The following is a 19,559-nucleotide window of genomic DNA, read 5'->3' as shown; positions in this document are numbered from 1 at the left end:
GCCCGCGCCGCGCCCGGCGGACGCCGACCCGGCGCGGCTGCCGGCGCCCGCCGAGCCGGCCGCGCCGATCCACCAACCCGGCGGCTTCCCCACCGGCGACTCCGCGCCCAACCGGAGCCGGTGCTGGGACATGCTCGGCCCGAGGACCCGGGAGCGGCTCGCCGAGAAGGCCGGCACCGTGCTCGCCTGGTGGGCCCGGCTCGACCCCGGCGAGGAGCGGCCCACGGCCATCGCCTTCGGGCCGCTGGGGCTGTGCAGGGCCACCCCGACGACGCGCCACGGCCGACCCGTCTACCTGGTGGAACGCCTCAGGTTGGACGCCGGGGCCCTGGTGAACGAGACCTTCACGGTCGACGGCTCGGCGCGCCGCTCGCGGGGCGTCGCGCGGTTCCGCCGCCACGCCCCGGACGCGCCGCCCCCGCCCGTCCGGCCCCCGACGACACTGGACCTCCACCCCCAGCAGCTCGGCGTGCTGGGCAACTACCCGGCCGGGGTGCAGGAGTTCCTGCAACGCCCGTTCCTGCGGGACGACCGGAACGTGGCCGCCGACTACTACTACGAGGAGTCACGCGACTTCACCGGCCAGCGGCTCTACACCGTCTTCTGCCTCTCCGCCGACCGGACCGTGACCCTGGCCGCCGGCACCCGCACGCTGCCCAGGGGCAGGCCGGAGGAGCGGGCGAAGTGGGAGATCGAGTGCTACCGCGTACCCGTCCTGCGCGGATAGCGGAGCGAGACGGCGACGCGAGACAGCGACGCGGCGCCCAACGCCGGCCGGCCGCCCGGCGGTTGACCCCGGGGGGAACGCGCGGCCGGCCGTGGGTCACAGCCCGCCGGAGACCCGCAGCACCGCGCCCGTGGTGTAGCCGGCGTCCGGCGACAGCAGCCAGGCCACCGCGCCGGCCACCTCCTCCGGCCGCCCCGGCCGACCCTGCGGGATGCCGGCCGCCTTCCGCCAGGGCCGCTCCGCGTCGCCCATCGCCGCGTGCATCTCGGTCAGGATCATCCCCGGCTGCACCGAGTTGACCCGCACGCCCTCCGCCGCCAACTCCTTGGACAGGCCCACGGTCATCGCGTCCAGGGCCGCCTTGCTCGCCGCGTAGTGCACGTACTCGCCCGGGCTGCCCAGCGTCGCGGCGGCCGACGAGACGTTGACGATCGCCCCGCCAGCGCCGCCGTGCCGGGTGGACATGGCGAGCGCCGCGCGCCGGGCGCACCACAGCGCGCCCAGCACGTTGACCTCCGTGACCCGGCGGATCACCTCGGTCGGCGTCTCGGTGGTCCGCCCCAGGGGGCCGGTGATCGCCGCGTTGTTGACCAGCCCGGTCACCGGGCCCAGCTCCTCGGCCGCCGTCGCGAAGAGCCGCTCCACGTCGGCCTCCTCGCTCACCTCGCCCGCCACCACCACGGCCCGGCGGCCGGCGGCCCGCACCCGTTCGGCGACCGCCTCGGCCGCCTCGACGTCGCGGCGGCAGCCGATCGCCACGTCGTGCCCCTCCTCCGCCAGCCGTGCCGCGACGGCCGCGCCGATGCCCCGGCCGCCGCCGGTCACCACGGTCACGGGGGACGCCACGGGAGAAGCCACGGGGGACGGGTGCGGGGGCGTGGGTCGTTCGTTCGTCATGGCTGGCGAGCCTACGCGCCGGCCCGGTCCTGGCCGTTCCACCTGGTCCCGAGGGACTTGGTCTTGACCAAGGTGCCGTGTGACCCTAGGGTCCAGATACGCAACAACCTTTCATAATCACCGCATCACCGCTTTTCGCGACACCGGCGCGGGCGTTCGCGCGGGCCGGGCGGCCGTGGGCGGCAGGGAGGCGAGGGTGGGGACCATCACGCGACGGACGGCGTCCCGGCGGGGCACGCCGCCGGCCGAGCCCAAGTACTGGCAGCTGAAGACCGCGTTGACCGACGCCCTGGACGCCGAGTTCAGCGTGGGGCAGGTACTGCCCGACGAACGCACCCTGGCCGCCAGGTTCGGCGTGGCCAGGGCCACCCTCCGACAGGCCCTGGACCAGCTGGAGTTGGAGGGCCGCCTCCAGCGCCGGCGCGGCGTGGGCACCACGGTCGCGCCGCCGCGCGTCGGGGTCGACGTCAGCCCGGCGCGGCAGACCTGGCCGGGCGCCGAGGACGACCCGTGGTCGGTGGACGGCTTCGCCGTGGCGGGCGCGCCGCCCGTGGTGGCGCACGCGCTGGGCGTGCCGCGCGGCACGGCGCTGCCGGTGGTCAGCCGCGCGCTGGTCGCCGAGGGACAGCCGGTCGCCGTCGAGCGGCTCTACGCGCTGCCCAGCCCGGAGCCGGCCGACGGCGTGGCCGACGCGGACGAGGCGCTCGCCGCGCTGCGCCGGCAGCCGCTCGAAGGGCAGGACCGCTCCGTCGAGTTGGGCTCGGCCGACGCCGAGCAGGCCGGCGCCCTGGACCGGCTCCCCGGCTCCCCGGTGCTGCTGGTCACCACCCGCTACGGCGCGGCCGGCCGGGTCGCCGCCGTCTCCCTGGCCACCTACCGGGCCGACACCTGCCGCCTCACCTTCGGCGACCAGCCGCTGGCGCTGACCGCGAGCTGACCCCGACCGCGAGCAGACGCCCCGGCCCGCCGGGCGCCGCGCCGGCGCGGTCTCCGGCGGCGGCAACGCCCGCTTCCCCCGTCAGTCCGGCACCTCAGCCACCGTGAACAGCTCCGCCTCCAGGTGGTCCAGGGCCAGCCGCACCGCCCCGGTGGCGACCGCACCGCCGCCCAGCGCCGAGGCGACGACCCGGGGCGCGCGCAGGCAGTAGCGCTCCAACTCCCGGTGCAGCGGCTCCACCACCTGGTCCAGGCCGGCGGCCCAGCCGCCGACCACCACCAGCTCCGGGTCCAACGCCAGCACCAGCGCCGCCACATCGTGGGTCAGCCGTTCCACCAGGCGGGCCACCGCCTCCTCCGCGCGCGGGTCGCCGGCCCGCGCCGCCGCCAACACCCGGGTGACGGCCCGCTCGTCGAGCGGGTCGATCGGGGTGCCCGAGGTCGCCAACAGCCGCTCCGGGGTGGCCTGCCGGCCCAGCAGGTGCAGCGCGCCGATCTCCCCGGCCGCCCCGCCGTGGCCCCGGTGCAGCCGGCCGCCGATCAGCGAGCCGGCGCCCGGGCTCAACCCGGCCAGCACCATCACCACATCGTCGCAGCCGGCCGCCGCGCCCACCCAACGCTCGCCCAGCACCGCCGCGTTGGCGTCGTTCTCCACCAGCACCGGCGCGCCGAACAGCTCCCGCAGCCGCTCGCCCAACGGCAGCCCCGTCCACCCCGGCAGCGCCGTGCACAGCGCCACCGAGCCGTCCTGCCCCACGATGCCGGGCGTGCCCACGCCCACCGCGCGCGGCGCCGGGGCGCCCTGCCCACCCTCGCCCAGCAGCGCCCGCGCCGCCTGCTCGATCCGCTCCAGCCGCTCCTCGGCCGACGCATCGGGCGGCACCCCCCGGCTCGCCTCCCCGAGGCGCCGCCCGGCCAGGTCGGCCAGCACCGCCGAGATCCGCCGCGCCCCGACCTCGACGCCCAGCAGCCGCCCGGCCTCGGCCCGGAACCGGAAGCGCCGCGCCGGCCGCCCCAGCCGCCGCACCCCCGCCGCCCCGGCGGCCGTGGTCTCGGCCGCCTTCGTCTCGACCACGAGATCCGCCCGCGCCAGCCCGTCCAGCACGCCCTCGACGGTGGGCCGGGACAGGCCAGTGGAGCGGGCCAGATCCGTCAGCGAGCAGCCGCGCCCGGCGGCGCGCAGCGCGCGCAGCACCGCCGCCTGGTTGATCTTCCGCAGCAACGAGGGGTCGCCGCCCATGAGTTGACCCACCCGCGCCTCCCGCTCGACCGACGTCGCGCCACCCAACCACCGACCGCGCCGGACCTGAGCCCGGGGCCGTTCGGAGTCAGAGGATCGCGCCGGGCGCGTAGCCGGCGGCCTCCGGGTAGCGCTTGACGACCTCGTCGACGCGCGCCACCACGGCCGCCACCTGGCCGCTCGCGGCGCCCGTGAAGGAGAGCCGGTCGGCCATCAGCTCCGCGAGCCCGGCCCGGTCCAGCGGAATCCGCTCGTCCCCGGCCAGCCGGTCCAACAGCTCGTTGTGCTCCGCACCCTCCCGCATTCGCAGCGCGGACGCCACCGCGTGCTCCTTGATCACCTCGTGCGCGGTCTCCCGTCCGACGCCCGCCCGCACCGCCGCCATCAGCACCTTGGTGGTGGCCAGGAACGGCAGATAGCGGTCCAGCTCCCGCGCGACCACCGGCGGGAACGCCCCGAACTCGTCCAGCACCGTGAGCATCGTCTCCACCAGCCCGTCGAAGGCGAAGAACGCGTCCGGCAGCGCCACCCGGCGCACCACCGAGCACGAGACGTCGCCCTCGTTCCACTGGTCGCCGGCCAGCTCGCCCGTCATCGAGGCATAGCCGCGCAGCACCACGGCCAGCCCGTTGACCCGCTCGCAGGAGCGGGTGTTCATCTTGTGCGGCATCGCCGACGAGCCGACCTGCCCCGGCTGGAAGCCCTCCGTCACCAGCTCCTGCCCGGCCATCAGCCGGATGGTCCTGGCCAACGAGGAGGGCGCGGCGGCCAGTTGCACCAGCGCCGTGACCACCTCGAAGTCCAGGGAACGCGGATAGACCTGGCCGACCGAGCCGAAGACCTGGGTGAAGCCCAGATGCCCGGCGACCCGCCCCTCAAGCTCCGCCAGCCGCCGCTCGTCCCCGCCCAGCAGGTCGAGCATGTCCTGCGAGGTGCCGACCGGGCCCTTCACCCCGCGCAGCGGGTAGCGGGCCAGCAGCTCCTCCAGCCGGCCGAACGCCACCAGCAGCTCGTCGGCGGCCGTCGCGAACCGCTTGCCCAGCGTCGTCGCCTGCGCCGGCACGTTGTGGGAACGCCCCGCCATCACCAACTCGGCGTGCTCGGTGGCCAGTCGGCCCAGCCGCGCCAGCAGCGCCACCGTGCGGTCCCGCACCAGCTCCAGCGACAGGCGCTGCTGCAACTGCTCGACGTTCTCCGTCAGGTCGCGCGAGGTCATGCCCTTGTGCACCTGCTCGTGCCCGGCGAGCGCGTTGAACTCCTCGATCCGCGCCTTCACGTCGTGTCGGGTGACCCGCTCGCGCTCAGCGATGGACGCGAGGTCCACCCGCTCCAGCACCCGCCGGTAGTCGTCGACCGCCTCGGCCGGCACCTCCACGCCCAGGTCGGACAGGGCGGTCAGCACCGCCAGCCACAGCCGGCGCTCCAGCACGATCTTGTACTCGGGGGACCAGAGCCTGGCCAGCTCCACCGAGGCGTAGCGGCCGGCGAGGACGTTCGGAATGCGCGGCTTGTCAGTCACAAGGCCGGATTCTACGGCCCCTTCTCCCAGGCCACGGGAGCCAGGTCCGGCCGCTTGGCCAGCCGGCCGTCGCCCGAGGAACGGCCGGTCAGCCGGCGTCCGATCCACGGCAGCAGATGCCGCCCGGCGAACCGCGCGTCCGCCACCCGCCGCGCGTACCAGCGTCCCGGCGCGGTGACCGGCAGCGGCTCGTCCCAGTCGAACGTGGGCGCCCCGCCGAGCCGTTGCCACACCGCCTCGGCCGTGCGCCGGTGGCCCTCGGCGGTCAGATGGAGGCGGTCGTCGGCCCACAGCCTCGGGTCGCCCAGCGCCTTGGACGCGTAGAGGTCGACGACGAGCGCCCCGTGCCGCGCGGCGATCTCGTCGATCGCGGCGAACAGCGCCTCCATCCGGCCCCGGTACCGCTCCAGCACCGGGCCCTGCCGGCCCGGGCTGCGCATCAACACCAACTGGCGGCAGTTGGGCGCCAGTCGGGCCGCCGAGCGGTCCAGCAGCTCGACGACCGCGTTCAGGTCGCAGCGCGGCCGCAGCACGTCGTTGAGCCCGCCGACCAGGGTGATCAGGTCCGCGCCCATGGTCGCCGCGACCGGCACCTGGTCCTCGGCGATCTGCCGCATCAGCTTGCCGCGCACGGCGAGGTTGGCGTAGTGGAAGTCCTGGACCTCCGCGCCGAACCGGCCGGCCAGCAGGTCGGCCCAGCCCCGGTAGCTCCCGTCGGGCAGGGCGTCGGACATGCCCTCGGTGAACGAGTCGCCCAGGGCGACAAAACTGCGGAAGTCTGCGATGTCGTGCATGGCGAGCCCATGCTAGCGAGCACGGAAACCCGCCCCGCGATCACCCCGCGATCAGCCGACGAGGTTGCGGGCCACCATCCACACCAGCGCGACGACCAGCACCACGGCGGTCGCCGCCGGCGAGAACCGGGGCCGGTACCGCTCGCCCCGCACCCCGGCGGCCAGCCAACGGCCGGCGAGGAACAGGCCCAACGGGACCCCGACGCTCAGCAGCACGGGGTTGGCGGCGAAGGCGCCCGGCAGGTCGAGATGGAGCAGGTCGTAGGACATCCGGGTCCCGCCGCAGGCCGGGCAGAGCAGCCCGGTGGCCCAGTTGACCGGGCAGCGCGGCAGCGCCTGGCCGCCCGTGTAGGGGTCGGTGTGCCAGAGGTAGACGGCGCCCGCCAGTCCGGCGCCGAGCAGGGCGAGCGGTGGCGCGACGGGATGCGTTCGTATCCCGCGCGCCACCGCGCCGGTCCGCCGCACGCGGTCCACGGTCCTCAGCTCTTCAGCACCCGGCCGTCGCCGTCGGTGCGGTCGTCCTTGACCAGGAAGAGGATGCCGTCGATCAGCGACCAGATGCCGAGACCGCCACAGGTCAACAGCTGGGCGACGGCCATGCCGGCGTGACCGGTGTACCACCGGCCGGCGCCCAGGCCGCCCAGCAGGATCTGGAGCACACCGGCGACGATCTTGGACTTGTGCGAGTAGGGACGGCCGTAGGGGTCGTACCCGTAGGGCGCGCTCGGGTCCGGGGCGTAGCCCGGCTGGGCGCCGTAGCCGCCACCCTGCGGGTAGCCGTAACCGGGCGGGGCCGACGCCGGCTGCTGGCCGGGGTAGCCGTAACCGGGCTGCTGACCCGGCTGCCCGGGAGGGGGCTGCTGCGGGTTGGGCTGCTGGTAGGGATTCTGGTCGGACATGTCCCCCCTGAGGACGAGGAGCGGTTGTGGTCTGGGAACGACCGACGCCGTGGGACGACGCGGCCAGGCGACATACTGCCAAACAACCGGATCATCGTGGAACGCGCCGGGGGCGTCCCCTCACTCCCCAGACTCCTGAAGCGGGCCCTCCGGTTCCGTCAGGTGTACGGCGGCCTCCTCGGCGCTGGCCGCGCCGCCGTCGATCCCGGCGTCCTCGGCGGCGACGGGGTCGGGCCTGAGCGTCGACTCGTCCGTCGCCCGCACCAGGCGGCCGGCGCGCTCGTCGCCCACCGCGCCCTCCTCCACGGTCTCGGGCAGCGGCTCGCCCTCCTCGCCGGGCAGATCCCCGATGCCGTCGCCGACCGGCGGCCGCACGTCCGGGGTCTCCTCAGCCAGCCGCTCGTCCAACGAGGCGCCCTCACGCTGGCCGCGCGCCGTGGTGCCCGGGTCGTTGACCGCCCTGGGCTTCTCGGGGGGCGAGTAGCCCTCGTCGAGGGTGGCGTCCGCGTCGTATCCGTCCAGGCTGTTCTCCAGGTCCAGCTCGTAGGGGTCGTCCCTGGTCTGCGACTCGGTCGGCTGGTAGACCTCGTCGCCCATCGCGGCGTCGTCCGTCATCTCCAGCCCTCCCTTCTGCTCCGCTCCGGCTTCCCCGGGCCCGTGGGAACAAAACGCCCAACCGGTCAGCAAGGGGGACGACCGGGGCCGGAACCGGGTGGCGGGCGGCGGATAGGTAAGCTCCGTTCCATGAGTTAACCTCTTACCGCCTCGCGTGCCCGCGCCGCCGACGTGCCCGCCATCGCCCGGGCTGGGTCGCCGGCTGGGTCGTCTCCCGGGGCGTCCCCGCGCCCAGCGCGACCCCCTGGGGGCTGCGGATCGAGGTCGGCCAGCCGGGCCAGCGAATCCGCCATGTGCTGCCCGAGGCGCGCTGGCGCGCGACGCGATCCGGGAGGACGGGCCGCTGGGCTGGGTCCAGGGCGTCGGCTACGAACCGGAGTCAAGCCAGCCCGTCACGGCGACCACGACCAGCGACTTCGCGGTGGGCGCGGTGCTGCTGGCCGGAACGGAGGTCGCTGCGCTGGCCTCCTGAGTCCCGGCGCTGGGCGCCGGGGCGGCACTCGACTACGCGCCGGGGCTACTCCTGACCGCTGTCGTCTGCGGTCCGTCCCACATCACCCGCGCAGTTCCCCGCGCCCCTGAGCGCCCACGCACCTCCAGGGGCGCGGGGAACCGCGCGAGCAACCGTCAACGGCCCGCACCCGACTACGCACAGAGACCACCCCCAACCGTTGTCGTCTGCGGCCCGCACCCGACTACGCACCGAGGCCACCCCCCACTGTTGTCGTCTGCGGTCCGTCCCACATCACCCGCGCAGTTCCCCGCGAACGAGGCGACCGTTCGCGCGCTGGCCGCCGTCGTGCGGACACCCGGGGCGCGCCCTCTGCCGTGCCATCGGCTGGGCGGAGCGTGCCCCGTTGACCGGCTTCATCCACCGCCCCGACGGGCCCCGCCCGTCCGGGAGTTGACGCGGCGCCCTCGGGCGCCGTCAGGCGCGGTCGGCCGCCGGCGGGACGCGGAGCGCCAGGATGGCGATGTCGTCGGACACCTCGCCGGCCCGCTCCGCCACCAGGGCCTCGCACAACTCCTCCAACGAGCCGCCCACATGGGCGTCCGCGACCCGCGCCAGGGCCCGCATCCCGTGGTCGATCGGCCGGTCGGGCACCTCGACCAGGCCGTCCGTGTAGAGCACCAGCACGCTGCCCGCCGGCAGCCGCTCCCGGTGCTCGGGCCGCGCCACCCCTACGTCCACGCCCAGCGGCACCCCCGGCTCGCCCTCCAGGAAACGCGGCGGCAGCCCCGGCGCCAGCAGCAGCGGAGGCGGATGGCCCGCGTTGCTCCACCGCACCGACCAGTCGGCCCCGTCGGGGGCGAGGCGCGCCAGCCAGGCCGTGGTGAACTCGTTCTCGCCCAGCGTGTGCAGGATGCGGTCCAGCTGGCACAGCACCCCGGCCGGCGAGGTGTCGCCGCTCAGGCCCAGCGCCCGCAGCATGTTTCTGACCTGCGACATCCTGGCCGCCGCCCGGGTGTCGTGCCCGACGACATCGCCGATCACCGCCACGCGCGAGCCGTCCGGCAGCCGCAGCGCGTCGTACCAGTCGCCGCCCAGATGGCCCGGCTCGTTCGCCGGCCGGTAGATGGTCGCCGCCGAGAGCGGACGCAGGTCCATCAGCGTCGGCAGCAGCATCCGCTGGAACGTCTCAGCGCTGCCGCGCACCCGCTGGTAGAGCCTGGCGTGCTCGATCGCCACCCCGGCCGTGCCGGCCAGCGCCCGGATCACGCCCTCGTTGTGCTCGTCGAAGGGCCGCCCGTCGCGCCGGTCGGAGAGGTAGATGTTGCCGTAGACCCGCTCCCGCACCCGGATCGCCACCCCCAGCAGGGTCCGCATCGGCGGGTGGCCCGGCGGGTAGCCGGCCGACTCCGGATGCTCGGAGATCTCCGCCACCCGCAGCGGCTCAGGATGGTGGATCAGATGCCCTAACAAGCCCCGCCCGCGCGGGAGTTCGACGCCGGACAGGTCCTCCAGCTCGCGCGCGTTCAGCCCCAGCGGGACGAACTCCGACAGCTCGTCGCCCTCCTCGTCCAGCACGCCCAGCGCCCCGTACCGCGCGCCGACCAGGTCCATCGCGGTGCTGACGATCCGCCGCAGCACCGCCGGCAGCTCCAGCTCGCTGCTGATGCCCATCACCGCGTCGAGCAGCCCCTGGAGGCTGCCCTGCGCGCGGGCCAGGGCGTGCAACTGCTCGCTGATCCGGTCCAGGTCGGAGGAGAGCGGCAGGTCGAGCAGGGAGGTGTAGGGGATCTCCGGTTGCTCGCGCTGCTGCGCCATGGCTTCTCCCCGTCGGGCGGTCGGTCCAGGACTCCTGGATACGCGGTCCTCCGGGGGCGGGGAAGCCGACAGGGCCGCTGGGGCCGGCGCCCACCCGGTCGGCGCACAGCGACCGGCCCCCGGGCCGGTCGGCCGGTGCCGCGCCGGCGCCAGCTCGCGCGGCGTTGGGCGGCCGCCGCCGACCCGTGCGTGACCTCCCCGGTGAGTCGAACCCCGTCCCTCTCAAGTCCCCTTCATCCGGGGGGTGTTGGCGGCCGGGCGGCCGGTGTCCTGATCGCTGTCGATCGAGGGTGATCGGTTCGTTCGGGGGTCGTTGACCCGCCCTCGGGCCGGCGGGATGGTGGGCGCGGCGGGCCGTTTCGGGGCTGGCCGGCGCCGCCTTCCCTCGACACGGACGAAGGGTTGAGCACGGTGACGCACACACGACGACGGTTTCTGACGGTCGGCGGGGCCGGCCTCGCCGGCGCGGCGGTCGGCCTCGCCCGCCCGGCGGCGGCCGCCACCTGGGAGACGGTGATCAGCGACTCGTTCACCGACTACGCGACGCTGGAGGCCAACTGGAACTACCTCTACCCCTGGGGCTCGGACCACAACGGCACCGCCCGCATGTACGGGAGCGCCAGCGACCACAACCACATCTCCCTCGACGGGGGAACGCTCACCCTCAGGGCGACCCGCATCGACTGGGACGAGGGCAACAGCTCCGCCGACCCCTACCTGCCGATCCGCTACCACTCGGGGGCCGTGCACGCCCGCCAACACGTGGTGGTCAACGACCAGTTCCCCCAGTGGGAGGTGAAGGGCCGGTTCCAGGCGCCCTCGGCGCCCGGCACCTGGCCCGCGTTCTGGCTGACCGGCGTCAACAGCTGGCCGCCGGAGAGCGACGTCCTGGAGTTCAAGGGCGACGCCCGGAACTGGTTCAACACCTACCGGAACGCCGAGGGCGGCTGGTCCAACACCATCGTCAACGTCCCGAGCCCCGGCTCCTGGCACGGCTACCGCGCCTGGATCAGCAGGGTCAACGCGACCGACGTGGACATCCACTACTACCTGGACGACACCTGGGTCGGGCAGCACCGGGGCGCGGACTTCGTCAACCAGCCGCTGTGGATCATCGTCAACCTCCAGATGGAGGGCTCCTCCGGCTCCTCGGGCCCCACCACCGACACCCTCTTCCACGCGCGCGACATCTACGTCGGCCGTTCCCGCGCCTGAGCGAGGGACCCCGGGCGCCTGAGCGAGGGGTCCCGGGCGTGAACGCCCACCGGCGGCGGCTCCCCGCCAGCCGCCGCCGGTGTGACGTTCGAGAGCCGTGAGGTCAGGCGATGACCACCGGCTCCTGCCCCCGCTCCGGGTGCGCGGCCTCGCCCCGGAAGTCGCGGTTGGTCAGGCCCGGGCAGTTCTCCGCGTACAGCGCGTGCCGGCCGTCCTCGGGACGCTTGGCCCAGACCACCTCGCAGTCGCGCAGCTGCACGCGGCTCGCGTTCTCCAGGCGGAAGGCGTCGGTCGGCATCTTCGGGAAGTCCTCGGCGCGGCGCGGCCGGAAGTCGCCGTGGCCGCCCTCCCACCGGCTCCAGCGGTCGATCTCCACGCGCACGCCCTCCAGCACGATGTCCTCGATGGCGCCGGGCTGCTGGGCGTGGACGAGGACGCCGTTCTCCGAGCGGCACAGCACGTTGCGCACCCGCACGTTGCGGATGGTCCCGCAGCGGTCCCGCCACGGCACGGCCATGATCGCGATGGGCTCGCCACGGCCCCACCAGCCCTCGTGGAAGAAGCGGGTCTCGATCACGATGTCGCTGAAGAGGACGTTCTCGATGTCGCCGCCCTCCGCCAGCCGGACGGCGATCCCCCGGGCGCTGTTGCGGATCACGCAGGAGGAGAAGACCACGTTGCGGATCGGGGTCTGCGCCTCCACGCCCAGGATCAGCGCGCTGGAGGTGGTGGTGATGGTGCAGCCGGTGACCGTGACGTCCTCGCAGACCCGCTCCTCGTCGGTGGCCTCGCGGGTGTGCTCCAGGCAGGTCTTCAGGCAGATCGCGTCGTCGCCGGCGACGATGTCGCAGTCGCTGATCCGCACCCGGCGGCAGCAGTCGAGGTCGATGGCGTCGCTGTTGGGCGTCTTGAGGTCGTTGTGGATGCGGATGCCGTGGATCAGCACGTCGTCGCAGAGCGACAGCCGCAGCGTCCACACCGCGCCGTCCACGATCGAGACGTCGCGGAAGGTCACGTTGCGGCAGTCGCGGAAGTACACGGTGAACGGGCGGCGCTCGTCCATGGTGTAGATGTAGCCGTTGTCCGACAGCACGAAGTGCCGGCCGGCGCCGTCGATGGTGCCCGCGCCGGTGACCGCGATGTTCTCCGCGCCCTCGGCGTTCAGCAGCACCGTGGTCGGGGTCTTCCCCCACTGGGTGTTGCCGTCGTTGAGGACCACACCGCCGAAGTGGACCGTGTAGTCGGCGAAGTCGGGGCTGCCGGCCAGGGTCGCGCCGTGCTCGATGTGCAGCTCGACGTGCGAGCGCAGCGTCACGGTCCCGGTGCGGAAGGTGCGCCCGCCCGGCAGGACCACCCGCCCCCCGCCGGCCCGCGCACAGGCGTCGATCGCGGCCTGCACGGCGGCGGTGTCGTTGGTGGTGCCGTCGCCCACGGCGCCGTATTCGATGACGTTGTACATGTGGTGGAGGCTCTCCTGGAGTTGGGATGGCCGGGCCACGGTGGGTTTCCAGCCAGGAGCGGGCAGAGCGCCTTCGGCTCGCCTCAAGCGTCCACAGGTATACCGTTCCACCAAAGGGTCACGCAAGGGCGTGCGAAGGTTGGAACCGTTGATCACCTGGCGTTTCTTTGGGGAAATTGACGGCTTCGGGGGTGCTCTCTATGATCCGCTAAACCGTTCCACCAGCGAGAAGAAGAGGTGTCCATGCGCCGTAGAACCATGCTCGCGGGTGCGGTTTCGGCCGCCCTTGCCCCGGCGTTGACCTCGTGTGGGGCGCTCGACCCGGGCAATGACGACCCCGACACCCTGGTCGTGCACAACATGTTCACGGCGGGCGGGGCGGACTCCGAGGTCTATGACACCGTCTGCGACACGTTCGAGCGGGAGAACCCGGGCAGCCGGATCAAGAACCTGGTCTCCGGCGGCACCGACCTGGTCAACGTCTACGAGACGGCACGGCTGGCCGGCAAGGAGGCCGACGTCGTGATGGTCAACCTCGCCGAGAAGTCGCTGTCCTGGTCGGAACTCGGGGCCACCGTCCCCGTCACCCGCTACCTCGACGACTGGGGCCTGGCCGGCCGGGTCATCCCGCAGGCGCTCACCGAGTGGACCGACCCCCAGGGCCGCCTGATGGGCTTCCCCTGGTCGGGCTTCACCTGGCCGGTCGCCTTCAACACCGCCCTGCTGGAGGCCGCCGGCGTCGGCGACATCCCGCGCACCGTCGACGAGATGCTCGCGGCGGCCGACGCCGTGCGCTCCGCCGGCGCCAAGGGCCTGGTCGCCATCGGCGGCAACGACTGGTCGGGGCAGAAGCTGCTGATGCAGGTCATGCAGGCCTACCTCCAGCCCGCCGACGCGGAGCGCCTCTTCCGGGAGGCCGGCTTCGCCGACGACCCCGACGCGCTGCGGGGCCTCGCGCACTTCGTCGAACTCCGCGACGCCGGCGTCTTCTTCGACGGCGCCCAGGGCCTCAACGCCGACTCCATGAACACCGACTTCTACAGCGGCCGGGCGCCCGTGGCCTCGCTGATCTCCGGCACCCTGGCCAGCGTGCCGCCGGAGGTCGCCGAGGTCACCGAGCTGGGCGGCTGGCCGGTGCCGGCCGACAGCGTCTACGACCGGCCGACCGCGCTGCGCGGCTACACCTCGACCGGCATCTGGATCAGCCCCAACGGGGAGAAGAAGATCCGCCTCGTGGAGCGCTTCGTCAAGCACTTCTACAGCGAGGAGACCACCGCGCGCTTCGTCCGCGACGCCGGCCAGGTGACGGCCCTGAAGGACACCGTCGACAGCCCCGACTTCCCGCTGATCGCCGAGTCCGTGCTGCTCTCCGAGGAGAGCGGGGGCGAGGGCGAGGTCGCCTACGCCGTGCTGCCCGACCTGTTCGTGCCGGCGGCCGTCTCCCAGCCGCTGATCCGCGCGACCAGCGTGGCGTTCACCCCCGGCAACGGCGCCGAGTCCATCGCGCGGGCGCTGGACACGGCCTACCGGAGCTGACGGCTCCCACCCCGGCCCGCCCACCCGGGCCCGTTCAAGCGGAAAGGCACAACGACGGTGCACCCCACCCCAACCACCCCACCGACCGCGCCGGCGGCCACCGGCCGTCGGCCTCGCAGAACGCGACGCGAGGGCTCCCCGGTCACGCTGCTGGCCGTGCCGGCCCTGGTCTGGTACCTGCTGTTCACGCTGGGCCCGCTGCTGGCCATGTTCTACATCAGCGGCCTGAGCTGGCCCGGAATGCTGGCCCCGCGCTCGTGGGCGGGCTGGGAGAACTACCGCGCGGTGCTGGACGACCCGCTGTTCTGGCAGGCGGTGCGCAACAGCGCCATCCAGATCGGCGTCGTGCTGCCGGTGATGATCGTCGCCGCGTTCATGGTCGGCTACTACCTGACGCTCAAGCCGCGCGGCCACCGGCTGCTGCGGGTGGTGCTCTTCACGCCGGCGCTGATCTCCGCCTCCGCCAAGGCGATGATGGCCTACAGCGTGCTGGCACCCAACGGGATGCTCAACGGGCTGCTGGACACCGTCGGCCTGGGCGGCCTCGGCCGCGCCTGGCTCGCGGACACCGACACCGCGCTGGCCTGCATCATGGCCATCGACCTGTGGAACGGCATCGGCTTCACCGCCGTCCTCTTCGCCGCCCGGCTGGGCAGCGTCCCCGAAGAGATCTACGAGGCGGCCGAGTTGGACGGCGCGGGCCACTGGCGGCGGATGTGGCGCATCGCCTTCCCCGTCACCAAGGACTATGTGGGCGTCACCACGATGCTCCAGTTCCTGTGGATTCTCTTCTCCTCGGCGCAGAACGTGCTGCTGCTCACCCAGGGCGGCCCGGGGAACGCCACCACCAACCTCTCCTTCCTCGTCTACAACAAGGCGTTCGTCCAGTCCGACCTCGGCTACAGCCAGGCCGCCGGCGTGCTGCTCTTCGGCGTCGGACTCGTCGGAATGCTCGCCATCCGCCGTCTGCTGCGCCAGAACTACTGACCGCCCAGGGAGCCGACATGTCCACCACCAAGCAGGCAACCCGCGCTCCGCGTGGCGGCGCCCGACGCTCCGGCCGCTCCGGCCGGGTGCTGTGGGGCGTCAGCCACGGCCTGGTCTGGCTCTACGCCCTGGCCCTGGTGCTGCCCCTGTACTACCTGGTGATCTCCTCGTTCAAGAAGACCACCGACATCTTCGACTCGCCGCTGACGCCGCCGGTCGACCCGGTCTGGCACTACTTCGAGGACGCCATCCGCTACGCGCGGCTCGACCTGGCGCTGGTCAACTCGGCGCTGGTCACGGCCGCCGCGCTGGCGCTGACGCTGCTGCTGGCGCTGCCCGCCTCGTTCGCGCTGGCGCGCAGCCGGGGGCGGCTGTCCGCGCTGCTGGAGCGGATCTTCGCCATGGGCTTCCTGGTGCCGACCTTCGCGGCGCTGGTGCCGACCTTCCTGATGGCGGCCTACACCGGGCTCTTCCACACCAGGACGTTCGTCATCCTGCTGCTGCCCGCCGGCGCGCTGCCGCTGTCGGTGGTGCTGCTGACCCAGTTCATGCGGACCGTGCCGCCGGAGCTGGAGGAGAGCGCCCGGGTGGACGGCGCCACCACGTGGACCGTGCTGTGGCGGGTCTTCGTCCCGCTGAGTATGCCGGGCATCGCGACCGTGCTGCTGCTCAACTTCCTGAACTTCTGGAACGAGTACCTCTACTCGTTGGTCATCATCGGTCCGGACACCTCGCAGCGCACCATCCAGGTCGCGCTGCCCACGCTCCAGGCCAACCAAGCCACCGAGTACGGCGTTCTGATGGCGGGCACCGCCGTCACCCTGATCCCGGTCTATATCGTGTACATCGTGCTCCAGCGCAGAATGGAGCAGGCACTCATCAGCGGCGCGGTCAAGATGTGACCCGGCCCCACACAAGGAGAGCAGGACATCACTCGCGACCAGGCGACGGAGCGCACCTCCCGTCGCTCCCAGCCCACCATCATGGACGTGGCCGCGCTCGCCGGCGTCTCCAAGTCGGCCGTCTCCAAGGTCTTCAACAACCGTGACGGCATCTCCCCGGCCACCAGGGAACGCATTCTGAACGCGGCCGAGAAGCTCGGCTGGTCGCCCAGCGCCCACGCCATGGCGCTGCGCGGCGAACGCACCCGCACCGTCGGCCTGGTGATCGCGCGCGGCCCTGACCTGCTGACGGCCGACCCGTTCTTCGCCGAGACCGTCGCCGGCCTGGAACAGGAGCTGGGCCCCGCCGGCTACGGGCTGCGGCTGCACCTGATCGCCGATGACCAGACCGAGTTGGCCGTCTACGAGCAGCTGGTCCGCGAACGCCGCGTCGACGCCTTCCTGTTGACCGACCACCGCGTCGGCGACGCGCGCCACGCGCTGCTGCGCCGGCTCGGCGTGCCCGCGCTGCTGATCGGCCGGCCCTGGCGCGGCGAGCCCACCGCGTGCGTGCACGCGCTGGAGCTGGAGGAGGCCATGGGCGCGGCCGTCACCCACCTGACGGAGCTGGGCCACCGGCGGATCGCCTATGTCGCCGGGCCCGAGGACCGGGTGCACAGCCGGCTGCGCCGCCTCCAGATAGAACGCACGCTGGCCGACCACGACCTGCGGCTGCGCACCGTGTTCGACACCGAACTCTCCGGCGAGGGCGCTGCCCGGGTGACCGCCGAGCTGATGGCCGACCCCGAACGCCGGCCGACCGCCATCCTGTTCGCCAACGACGCCATGGCCCTGACCGGGATCGCGACCGCGCAGCGGATGGGGCTGCGGGTGCCGGAGGACCTCTCCGTCGTCGGGCACGACGACCACCCGCTGGGGCAGTGGCTGCACCCCCGGCTGACCACGGTCACCCAGGACGCCCGCCAGGTCAGCCGGGCGGCGGCCGTCCGGCTGCTGCGGCTGCTGGGCGAGCCGGTGGAGAACGAGCCCGAGCCGCCCACCGCCCGGCTGGTGGTCCGCGAGTCCACCGGGCCCGCGCCGGAGCGGCCCGCCTGAGGACCCGCCCGCGACGCCGAACGGCCGAGCCCACCCCGTCGTGTCGCTGTGCGCGGGGTGGGCTCGGCCGTGGTGTCGCCATGGCCCGGTGCTCGGGCGTGAACGGTCCGGTCAGTAGGGGCCGTTGACGTTGTCCATCGAACCGTAGCGGTCGGCCGCGTAGTTGCAGGCCGCGACGATGTTGGCCACCGGGTCGTACTGGTCGTAGGCGGTGCCCTCGACGTGGTAGGCGTCGAAGGTGGGCTTGATCACCTGGAGCAGACCCTTGGACGGCACGCCGTTGATGGCGTTGATGTCCCAGTTGTTGATGGCGTACGGGTCGCCGCTGGACTCCCGCATGATGTTGCGGTAGATGCCCTCGTAGGAGCCCGGAATGTCGTGCTCGGCCATGATGTCCAGGGCCTCGCGTATCCAGCCGTCGAGGTTGTCCGGGTACTCCGGCTCGGCCGACTTCTCGTCCTCCGCCTCGGTGTCCTCGGTGTCCTTGGCGTTCTCGGTGCTGTCGGCGTTCTCGGCGGCCTCGTTCCGGTCGCCGTTCTTGGCGTCCTCGGCGGCCTCGCCGTCGTCGGACGCCGACTCCTCGTCCCCGGCGGCCGGCGCCTGCGTGGGGTGCGTGGCGGGCAGCGGGTCGAGCGCCGTCGGTCGACCCCCGAGGGTGTCGCGCAACGTGCCGGCCGCCTTGCCCTCGGTCAGGGTGAAGGCGACGGGGGCGTCGGTTCCGGTGGCGGTCGGCGCGGGAGCGGTGCTCGCCTCGGGGGAGGCGGCGGCCGCGTGACCCGGTACGAGCGAGACGGCCATGGCCGCTGCGCCGGCGGCGACGACTCCGGCCACCGAGACCCCGCGGGTCCGGGACCGGCGAGGGCCAGGGGTGCTGTGTGCGAACAATGTGGTCGTTCCTCGTTGGAAGTGGGGGTAAATCCCGTGATTGCGGACGATGGCCAGTCTTAGCGAGCGTTTGAGCGGCGGGCAAAGGTGTGACCTACGACCCCGCTCCGTAGCCGACGGGCCCCGAACGCGGCCCCGCCCCCGGGTCGCGCGCACCCCACACCGCTAGGCCGCCTCGTAGGGGACCTTGGTCCTATGTCGGGAGTCACAGCGCGCCCGGGGACGAACTCACCCACCGTGAGCGCGCGACGCGGCCGCAGCCCGGGCGTGGCGATCGCGTCCCCACGGGCCGCGAGCTGGTACATCTCCCTGGGGCGCCGCCGCCGGGCGCGGCGCCGCGAGCGGGAGGGCGAAGGCCGTGCGGGAACGCGAGACCGAGGTCGCGATCGTCGGCGCGGGAGCCGCCGGGCTCTCCCTCGCCCTGCGGCTGGCCCACCCGCCGCCCGGCGCGCGGCCGCTCGCGGTGACCCTGGTCGAGGCCCCGGCCGGGCCGCTGCGCCCGCCGCCGCGCACCTGGTGCTGGTGGGAGCCGGCCGGCGGCCCGTTCGACGGCTGGCTCACCGCCTCCTGGTCCCGGCTGCGGGTGCGCGGCCCCGACGGCGACACCATCGAGCGCGGGCTCGGCGGCTGCCGCTACAAGATGCTGACCTCCGCCGACTTCGAGGCCAGGGTGCGCGAACGGACGGGCGCCGTCGAACGCCGGGAGTGGACCGTGCGACGGGTGCGGTCGCGCGCGGGCGGCGCCGAACTGCTGGGGGAGACCGCCGAGGGCCAGCCGGCGCGGCTGCGCGCCCGCTGGGTCCTCGACTCCCGCCCGCCGGCCGCGCCCCCGCCGGCCCGCACCCGGCTCCTCCAGCACTTCCACGGCTGGTTCCTGCGCACCCCGCGCCCGGCGTTCGACCCGACCGTGGTCGAGCTGATGGACTTCCGGGTGCCGCAGCCCGCCGAAGGGCTGGCGTTCGGCTATGTGCTCCCGCTCGCCGAGGACCGGGCGCTCGTCGAGTACACCGGGTTCTCCCGCCGCCCGCTGGACGACGCCGGCTACCGGCGGGCGCTGGCCCACTACGCCGGCCGCGTCCTCGGGCTCGGTGACGACCACCGGGTCGAGGCCGTCGAACGCGGCGTCATCCCGCTCACCGACGCGCGCCACCCGCGCCGGGCCGGGCCCGCCGTCTTCCGGATCGGCGCGGCCGGCGGCGCCACCCGGCCGTCCACCGGCTACACGTTCGCCGCCGTGCAGCGCCAGACCGCCGCCGTCGCCGACGCCCTCTTCGCCGGCCGCGCCCCGCTCCCGCCGCCCGCCTACCCGGCCCGCGCCCTGGCGCTGGACGCGGTGCTGCTGGCGGCGCTCGACCGGGGCCGGGTGCGTGGCGCCGACGTCTTCCCGCGCCTGTTCCGCGAGGTGCCGATCGCGCGGCTGCTGCGCTTCCTCGACGGGCGCACGAGCCCGGCCGAGGACCTCACGGTCGGCCGGCGCGCCCCCGCGCTGCCCCTGCTGCGCACGGTCGTTGACCTCGCCGTCCGCCCCCGTCGCGCCGCGCCGCCCGCCGCCGCCCGACCCGCCCCGGTGCCCCGATGAACGCC

The 19,559-nt window shown here is 73.9% G+C and carries 18 protein-coding genes; 8 read left to right on the top strand and 10 right to left on the bottom strand.

The window, feature by feature from the left end; genetic code table 11:
• A partial coding sequence (locus EBN88_RS30655) for a hypothetical protein (protein WP_122185262.1) occupies positions 1–727 on the top strand: 727 nt, incomplete at its 5' end.
• A 96-nt stretch (positions 728–823) separates the two neighbouring features.
• Here the strand turns inward: EBN88_RS30655 and EBN88_RS19860 are convergent.
• Positions 824–1,624 (bottom strand): SDR family oxidoreductase, encoded by an 801-nt coding sequence (locus EBN88_RS19860; RefSeq protein WP_122185261.1) that lies wholly within the window; start codon positions 1,622–1,624, stop codon positions 824–826.
• Positions 1,625–1,820: 196 nt separating this feature from the next.
• Here EBN88_RS19860 and EBN88_RS19855 point away from each other — a divergent pair, with 196 nt between their 5' ends.
• The gene (locus EBN88_RS19855; RefSeq protein ID WP_233580798.1) at positions 1,821–2,561 is read left to right on the top strand and encodes a GntR family transcriptional regulator; all 741 of its coding nucleotides are present in this window, start codon (positions 1,821–1,823) and stop codon (positions 2,559–2,561) included.
• 81 nt (positions 2,562–2,642) lie between these two features.
• On the opposite strand, the gene EBN88_RS19850 is transcribed toward EBN88_RS19855, so the two are convergent.
• The 7 genes from EBN88_RS19850 to EBN88_RS19820 form a co-directional block, all read right to left on the bottom strand.
• Positions 2,643–3,812, bottom strand: a complete 1,170-nt coding sequence (locus tag EBN88_RS19850) for an ROK family protein (protein ID WP_122185260.1) — start codon at positions 3,810–3,812, stop codon at positions 2,643–2,645.
• 76 nt (positions 3,813–3,888) lie between these two features.
• Positions 3,889–5,319, bottom strand: coding sequence for an adenylosuccinate lyase (gene purB, locus EBN88_RS19845; protein WP_122185259.1), 1,431 nt, complete (start codon positions 5,317–5,319; stop codon positions 3,889–3,891).
• Between the two features lie 11 nt (positions 5,320–5,330).
• Positions 5,331–6,113: an SGNH/GDSL hydrolase family protein gene (locus EBN88_RS19840; RefSeq protein WP_122185258.1), complete on the bottom strand. Its 783-nt coding sequence runs from the start codon at positions 6,111–6,113 to the stop codon at positions 5,331–5,333.
• 51 nt (positions 6,114–6,164) lie between these two features.
• A complete protein-coding gene (locus EBN88_RS19835; protein ID WP_122185257.1) occupies positions 6,165–6,578 on the bottom strand; it encodes a DUF2752 domain-containing protein in 414 nt (137 codons plus the stop codon).
• Positions 6,579–6,592: 14 nt separating this feature from the next.
• Positions 6,593–7,012, bottom strand: a complete 420-nt coding sequence (locus EBN88_RS19830) for a TM2 domain-containing protein (RefSeq protein ID WP_122185256.1) — start codon at positions 7,010–7,012, stop codon at positions 6,593–6,595.
• A gap of 120 nt (positions 7,013–7,132) precedes the next feature.
• A complete protein-coding gene (locus EBN88_RS19825; RefSeq protein ID WP_122185255.1) occupies positions 7,133–7,627 on the bottom strand; it encodes a DUF5709 domain-containing protein in 495 nt (164 codons plus the stop codon).
• A gap of 928 nt (positions 7,628–8,555) precedes the next feature.
• Positions 8,556–9,896 carry a PP2C family protein-serine/threonine phosphatase gene (locus tag EBN88_RS19820; RefSeq protein WP_122185254.1) on the bottom strand — a complete coding sequence of 447 codons (1,341 nt, stop codon included), beginning with the start codon at positions 9,894–9,896 and terminating at the stop codon, positions 8,556–8,558.
• Positions 9,897–10,307: 411 nt separating this feature from the next.
• Here EBN88_RS19820 and EBN88_RS19815 point away from each other — a divergent pair, with 411 nt between their 5' ends.
• Entirely contained in the window at positions 10,308–11,111 is an 804-nt protein-coding gene (locus tag EBN88_RS19815) for a glycoside hydrolase family 16 protein (protein WP_122185253.1), read from the top strand.
• A 103-nt stretch (positions 11,112–11,214) separates the two neighbouring features.
• Here EBN88_RS19815 and EBN88_RS19810 read toward each other — a convergent pair whose 3' ends face one another.
• Positions 11,215–12,609: a glycoside hydrolase family 28 protein gene (locus EBN88_RS19810; protein WP_147472774.1), complete on the bottom strand. Its 1,395-nt coding sequence runs from the start codon at positions 12,607–12,609 to the stop codon at positions 11,215–11,217.
• Between the two features lie 204 nt (positions 12,610–12,813).
• On the opposite strand from EBN88_RS19810, the gene EBN88_RS19805 reads away from it, so the two are divergent.
• From EBN88_RS19805 to EBN88_RS19790, 4 genes are all read left to right on the top strand, one after another.
• Positions 12,814–14,106: an ABC transporter substrate-binding protein gene (locus EBN88_RS19805; protein ID WP_122185251.1), complete on the top strand. Its 1,293-nt coding sequence runs from the start codon at positions 12,814–12,816 to the stop codon at positions 14,104–14,106.
• A 57-nt stretch (positions 14,107–14,163) separates the two neighbouring features.
• Positions 14,164–15,093: a carbohydrate ABC transporter permease gene (locus EBN88_RS19800; protein ID WP_122185250.1), complete on the top strand. Its 930-nt coding sequence runs from the start codon at positions 14,164–14,166 to the stop codon at positions 15,091–15,093.
• A gap of 17 nt (positions 15,094–15,110) precedes the next feature.
• Positions 15,111–15,995: a carbohydrate ABC transporter permease gene (locus EBN88_RS19795; protein ID WP_122185249.1), complete on the top strand. Its 885-nt coding sequence runs from the start codon at positions 15,111–15,113 to the stop codon at positions 15,993–15,995.
• 81 nt (positions 15,996–16,076) lie between these two features.
• Positions 16,077–17,090, top strand: a complete 1,014-nt coding sequence (locus tag EBN88_RS19790) for a LacI family DNA-binding transcriptional regulator (protein ID WP_122185248.1) — start codon at positions 16,077–16,079, stop codon at positions 17,088–17,090.
• A 111-nt stretch (positions 17,091–17,201) separates the two neighbouring features.
• On the opposite strand, the gene EBN88_RS19785 is transcribed toward EBN88_RS19790, so the two are convergent.
• Positions 17,202–17,888, bottom strand: a complete 687-nt coding sequence (locus tag EBN88_RS19785; RefSeq protein ID WP_122185247.1) for a transglycosylase SLT domain-containing protein — start codon at positions 17,886–17,888, stop codon at positions 17,202–17,204.
• 445 nt (positions 17,889–18,333) lie between these two features.
• On the opposite strand from EBN88_RS19785, the gene EBN88_RS19780 reads away from it, so the two are divergent.
• A complete protein-coding gene (locus tag EBN88_RS19780; RefSeq protein WP_122185246.1) occupies positions 18,334–19,554 on the top strand; it encodes a lycopene cyclase family protein in 1,221 nt (406 codons plus the stop codon).
• Positions 19,555–19,559 lie beyond the last annotated feature (5 nt).

Origin of the sequence: Streptomyces triticirhizae, from assembly GCF_003696235.1 — a bacterium.
Classification (GTDB): domain Bacteria; phylum Actinomycetota; class Actinomycetes; order Streptomycetales; family Streptomycetaceae; genus Streptomyces; species Streptomyces triticirhizae.
Note: the sequence above shows the minus strand (reverse complement) of the source record. Positions and strands in the feature narration are given on the sequence as shown.